4 protein-coding genes are annotated in these 5,749 nt (G+C 66.0%); 3 read left to right on the top strand and 1 reads right to left on the bottom strand.

Translation table 11 applies throughout. The annotated features are described in order from the left end of the window. Positions 1-944: 944 nt before the first annotated feature. Positions 945-1,586 carry a TetR/AcrR family transcriptional regulator gene (locus LGY53_RS19610; protein ID WP_225728125.1) on the top strand — a complete coding sequence of 214 codons (642 nt, stop codon included), beginning with the start codon at positions 945-947 and terminating at the stop codon, positions 1,584-1,586. 3 nt (positions 1,587-1,589) lie between these two features. Here the strand turns inward: LGY53_RS19610 and LGY53_RS19605 are convergent, their stop codons facing one another. Further along, the gene (locus LGY53_RS19605) at positions 1,590-2,612 is read right to left on the bottom strand and encodes a LacI family DNA-binding transcriptional regulator (protein WP_225728124.1); all 1,023 of its coding nucleotides are present in this window, start codon (positions 2,610-2,612) and stop codon (positions 1,590-1,592) included. 147 nt (positions 2,613-2,759) lie between these two features. Between LGY53_RS19605 and LGY53_RS19600 the strand changes: the two genes are divergently transcribed. Continuing rightward, positions 2,760-4,118: an MFS transporter gene (locus LGY53_RS19600; protein ID WP_225728123.1), complete on the top strand. Its 1,359-nt coding sequence runs from the start codon at positions 2,760-2,762 to the stop codon at positions 4,116-4,118. Between the two features lie 5 nt (positions 4,119-4,123). After that, positions 4,124-5,710 carry a metallophosphoesterase gene (locus LGY53_RS19595; protein WP_225728122.1) on the top strand — a complete coding sequence of 529 codons (1,587 nt, stop codon included), beginning with the start codon at positions 4,124-4,126 and terminating at the stop codon, positions 5,708-5,710. Positions 5,711-5,749 lie beyond the last annotated feature (39 nt).

The raw sequence follows: 5,749 nt of genomic DNA, 5'->3' as shown, positions 1-5,749 counted from the left end.
TTCACGCTTGTTTATCCGAATTGCTCACCCGTTATCCGAATAGTTCGGCTTCGAGGTGTCGCCCGGTCATCCAAAAATGGATGAAACAGGCCGTTGGACGGTTTTCAGGTATCCCCCGCGGAACAGAGACGGTACTGCCAGCTGGAAACAAACGTCCAGACTTGTGCTCGTTCTGCGCAATACCGGTCAGGTGTCCGATTAATCCCGTTCCGTGCCATTCTCGGCCGTCGATTTCCAGCAAACTTTTCGCTAACAATGGACTATTCGCATACATGCGATATCCGGCATGAAATATGTTCCGATGCCGCGAAAGTGCTACGTACACAGTGGATTCGAGTTCGAGAATTGCCACGTCCACATCGCCGAAAAGGCGGTCCGACAGGCGATTATGAGCACCCATCCGAATTGACAGACGCTCGCAATATTCCAGGATTTACGCCGCCCGATGTGGCGTACGCCGCAATTATCACAGCTTCGAATCGAGTTAGTCGCAGATCGCGCGTCGTTCGAAAGTAAAGAGAAAGTCAAGGGTAATCGAGTTACCTACGATAGCGTAAGCGACTCAACCGCCCATGGCCTTTTTGCAATTTTCTGCCAACCGGCAGTTACCCTTCTGACCAAATATCTCAGCGGCAGCTGATCCGCGCTCGGAGAATTGAGATAGTGCGCGAGTCCCGGACCGCCCCGGCCCATCTCGACGAGCTCCAAATACAGCCCCTCGCTCGTCCGGTGATAGAAAACGCCGGGGTCGGCGTCGCCGCTCAGCACAACGGCGGCCGCCCAGCATCTCGGCCAGCTCCGACATCGCCTGTTCCAGACTGTCCACCACGACTCCGGCGTGGTAGTTGGCGGGATGGTCGGCACGGTCGCCCTCCAATCATGCGGTTATCGAATAGCCAAAGAATATGACCGACCAGTCGGATAGTTTATGTTAGGTTACTCTCATGCCCGATCCCACTCCGACCGACGGCCGCCGAATCCGCGGCGAACGCACCCGGACCGCCGTACTGGACGCGGCCGTCCGCCTGGCCTCGACCGACGGACTCGGCGGCCTCAGCCTGGCGCAGCTCGCGTCCGGGCTGACGGTGAGCAAATCGGCGCTGTTCACGCACTGGCCGGATAAGCAGGCACTACAGCTGGCCGCCGTCGACCACGCCGCCGAGCAGTGGGCCGAGCAGGTGGTCCGCCCCGCGCTCGCGGACCGCACCGGGGTGCGCGCGCTGTGGGCGCTGGCCGAGCACCGGCTCGACTTCTATCGGAAACCGGTGCTGCCCGGCCGCTGCTTCTTCGTCACGACACAGGCCGAATTCGACGATCATCCCGGCCCGGTGCGCGACCGCCTGCGCACCCACCTGCGGACCTGGGATGAGTTGACGCGCAACCTGATTCGCCAGGCGATCCAGGCGGGCGAACTGAACAGCGAGACCGATCCGGCATTGCTCTCCTACGAAATAGACGCGCTCACCGGCGCGGTGGTCGTGCGGTCCCACCTGCTCGACGAAGACACCTTCGCGCTGGCGCGGACCGCGGTGCTGGCTCGGTTGCGCGGGCTCGGCGCGGATCCCGCTCTGCTGCCGAAGAATTGACGATCACACCGCGGGCGGCGCGGTCGACGAGCGGACCCGCAGCCGGACCGGGACGATCACCTCGGTGGTCTCCGGCGTCCGCCCATCGAGCGCATCGATGAGCAGCGTCGCCGCGCGCTCGCCGATCTCCCTGCGGTTCACCGCGACGGTGGTCAGCGGCGGAGCGAGCGACGCCGAGGTCGGCAGGTCGTCGTGTCCGATCACCGAAATATCGTGCGGCACGGTCAAATCGAGATCGGCGGCGGCCAGGTAGACGGCGTGCGCGAGGTAGTCGCTGTTGGCGATGAACGCGGTGGGCCGCTCCCCCGGCGGGCGGCGTAGCTCCGCCACGGCGGCGGAACGCGCTGCCGCAGCGGATAGTTCGGTGATCACCGCGTCCGCCCGGAAACCCAACTCCGCGCTCAGCTCCCGGAAGCGTTGCCAGCGTTCGGGATCCGGTGCTTTGTCCGGCGGCGCCACCAGCATGGCCAGCCGCCGGTGGCCCAGCCCGATCAGGTGCCGCACCGCGAAATCGACGGCGGCGCGGTGATCCGCGCGCACGCTCATCGGCGCGCGCTCGCCGCGCTCGGCGGCGTTGAGCAACACCACCGGCCGTTTGGTCGCCGAATGCCATTCGCGCACTTGCGGACTCGCGCCGATCGGGGCCACCGCCAGCCCGTCCACCGCGCGGTCCTGGAAGGCGTCGAGCAGTTCGCGTTCTCGATCCGGGTCGTAGCGCGACGAACCGACCATCACGTCGTATCCGGCGCGCGCGCAGGTCTCGTCGAAGCCGTCGATCACATCCAGGAAGTGCGGGTTGCGCAGATTGCGGATGAGCAGACCGAGCACCTTCGTGCGCTTGGTGCGCAGCGCAACCGCGGAAACGTTGGGGCGATAGCCCAATTCGGCGGCGCGGGCGAGGATCTGCGCGCGCAGCCGGTCGCTGACCCCGGCCCGCCCGGACAGCGCCAGGCTCACCGCGGAGATGGAGACGCCGAGCGAGGCCGCGACATCTCGCTGGGTGATCGGTTCCCGCCCGGCTATCACGAATGGACACCTTAGCGAACGGAATCTGAACCGAGATGACCGTGTACCGAACACTCGACGACATCGGGCGCTACCCTCTGGCTCAACGCCACTGCCATTGCTAAAACGTTTTAGTACCACTTCTACGAACGATTAGGACCAGCCATCGTGTCGCGCGATGCCTTCTCCGTCCTCGACTCGACGGATCTGACCGCCTTCCACCGCCGCGTCACCGTGCTCTCGGCCGCCGGCATGTTCCTCGACGGCTACGACATCACCGTGATCGCGGTCGCCTTGCCCACCGTCACCAAGCAGTGGCATCTCTCCTCGCTGATGTCCGGCGCGCTCACCGCGTCGGCGGTGATCGGCATGTTCGTCGGCGCGCTGGTCTTCGGCAGGCTCACCGACCGGCTCGGCCGCAAGAAGATGTACCTGGTGAACCTGATCGGCTTCGTCGCGTTCGCGGTGCTCGCCGCGTTCACCCAGGATGCCTGGCAGTTGCTGGTATGCCGGTTCCTGCTCGGGCTCGCGCTCGGCGCGGACTACACGATCTCCACCTCACTGCTCGCCGAATACGCACCCGCGCGTCGCCGCGGCAGCCTCATGTGCCGGCTCGGCGCCACCTGGTTCGTCGGCGCGGCATGCACCTATCTGTTCGCTTTGCTGCTGCTGCCGCTCGGCGAATACACCTGGCGCGCAATGCTGTTGCTCGGTGCGATCTTCGCGCTGATCGTGCTGTGGATGCGGCGCAGCATCCCGGAATCGCCGCGCTGGCTTGCCGCGCGGGGACATACGGACCAGGCTCGCGCGGTACTCACCGAACTCGGCGACACCGCAACGGCGGCGACCATCGCCGACAACGCAGCGGCACAACACAATTCAACGTGGCGCACGCTGCTCACCCTGCCGCTGCTGCGAATGACGTTGTTCTGCTGCGGATTCTGGTTCATGTACACACTGGCCTACTACGGCATCACGCTGTACACGCCGACCATTCTGAAGCAGGTCACCACGAGTACCGCTGGCAGCTACACCGGATCGCTGATCATCGCGTTGGTCGGCGTCGCGGGCGCGTTCACCGGTGTGGCGCTGGTGGATCGGGTCGGCCGCAGGCCGCTGCTCATCACCGGATTCGCGGGCATGCTCACCGCGCTCACCATTCTGGCGCTGCTGCGCTCGCCCGGACTCGCCGCGCTGGTGATCCTGCTCGGGATCGCGGTGCTGTTCGCCAATTCCGGTCCGGGCATAGTGAACCTGGTCTACCCGAGCGAGGTGTTCCCAACCGCCGTGCGCGCCACCGCGAACGGGCTCGGCACCGCCGTTTCGCGCATCGGCGCGATCACCGGAACCCTGCTGCTGCCGACGCTCATCAACGCCTGGGGCCTGCACAATGTGCTCTGGATCTTCGTCGCCGCGGGTGCGATCGGGCTGACCATCGCGATAACGCTGGCCCCGGAGACCAAGGGCCGCACGCTGGAGGAGCTCACCGAAACCCGCACCGCCGCACCGGAAAAGGTGGTGAGCTGACCGGCATGTCCACCAGCGACCGAACCGTGACACCGGCCGATGGCAGCGGTTACCGTGAGCTGACGACCGGTCCGGGCGAGGCGCACGTGCCGCGCACCGAACTGGCGGCGGCACCGGAACGCGGTACCGCCGCGACGCTGCTGCGCTTCGTCCATCTCACCGATTTCCAACTCGCCGACCCGATTTCGCCTGGCCGCCTGGACTTTCTGCAGCGGCTGGCCGGCCGTCCCGGCTGGGACGGGATGTTCCCCGCGTACCGGCCGCAGGAGCTGGTCGCGCCGCAGGCGTTCGAGGCGATGATCCGGACCATCCGCGAAACCGCCGCCGCGGATACGGCATTCGTCATCACCACCGGCGACAACACCGACAACGCTCAATACAACGAGCTGCTGGCATATCTCACCCTGCTCGACGGCGACGCCGAATTCGATCCGCTCTTCGGCGCCGCCGAACCGAAAACCCATCCGTCGCATACGGTCTCGGGCGACTTCTACAATCCGGAGCCGGAATCCCGCGACCGCTACAAACGCGAGCACGGGTTCCCGGACGCGCCGGGAGCGCTTGCGGCGGCGGCACTTCCGTTTCCGACCCGCGGTCTCGGTATCCCCTGGCTGGCCTGCTTCGGCAACCACGACTGTCTGGCGCAGGGACGCGCACCGGTGACGCCGGAATTCCAGCGCCTGGTGACCGGAAACCGGCGGCCGATCGATATTGCCGGAGAGTTGCCAGACGATCCGATGGCGCGCTACCTTGCCGACCCCACCGCGCTGTCCGGCGGCCCCGCACTACCCATCGAAGCCCGCGCCGATCGCCGCTTGGTGAGCCCGGCGGAATACATTCGCGCCCACCTGGACAGCCCGGCCTTGCCACCCGGCCACGGCTTCACACCGGACAATCTCGCCGATGTCACGGCGTACTACTGCTACGACGATATCCCCGGAATCCGGGTGATCGTGCTCGACACCACCAATTCCGCAGGCGGCGTCACCGGCAGTATCGGTGCGCGGCAGCGGGATTGGTTGATCGACCGGCTCACCGAGGTCCATTCCGCGCATCTGGACCCCGACGGCGCGACGGTCCGCACCGGCAACCCGGACCGTGTGGTGATCCTCGCCTCCCATCACGGTATCGCCATGCTGGACAACGCCACCCCAGGTCACGAAACCCGCTACTTGGCCGCCGATATCGAGGCGATCCTGCACCGCTTCGGCAATGTCGTACTGTGGCTGGCCGGGCACGAACACCGCAATTCGGCCGTACCGCGTCCGGGACCGACCGGCGGCTACTGGCACGTCATCACCTCGGGTCTGTGCGAATGGCCCTGCCAGGCAAGGACATTGGAGCTACTACTCCCCGCCGAGAGCGACCGTCTGGTCATCCGGTCGACCATGATCGATCACGCGGCGCCCGCACACCCCGAACCCGATTGGGATCTCTGGCAACTCGCGAGCCTGCACCGCGAACTGGCCTACAACGAGCCCACCCGAGTCGGCGGACCACACTCCGCGGGCACCCCGGCGGACCGCAACGCCGACCTGGTGGTCCCGATCGGACCAGCCCTCGCCGCCGAACTAGCAACGCTAGCCGAGTAGGTTTCAGCGTCCCGCGCGCGTAGTAGCCAGCGCGAGAAG

Origin of the sequence: Nocardia sp. JCM 34519.1 (genome assembly GCF_020361265.1) — a bacterium.
GTDB lineage: Bacteria > Actinomycetota > Actinomycetes > Mycobacteriales > Mycobacteriaceae > Nocardia > Nocardia arthritidis_A.
The sequence above is the reverse complement of the archived record's forward strand: the minus strand, read 5'-3'. Positions and strand labels throughout refer to the sequence as shown.

What these genes read in the sequence shown, in the direction of transcription:
- LGY53_RS19610 (WP_225728125.1), top strand. Translation starts at nt 945, where the DNA reads ATGCCCGATCCCACTCCGACCGACGGCCGCCGAATCCGCGGCGAACGC.
- LGY53_RS19595 (WP_225728122.1), top strand. Translation starts at nt 4,124, where the DNA reads ATGTCCACCAGCGACCGAACCGTGACACCGGCCGATGGCAGCGGTTAC.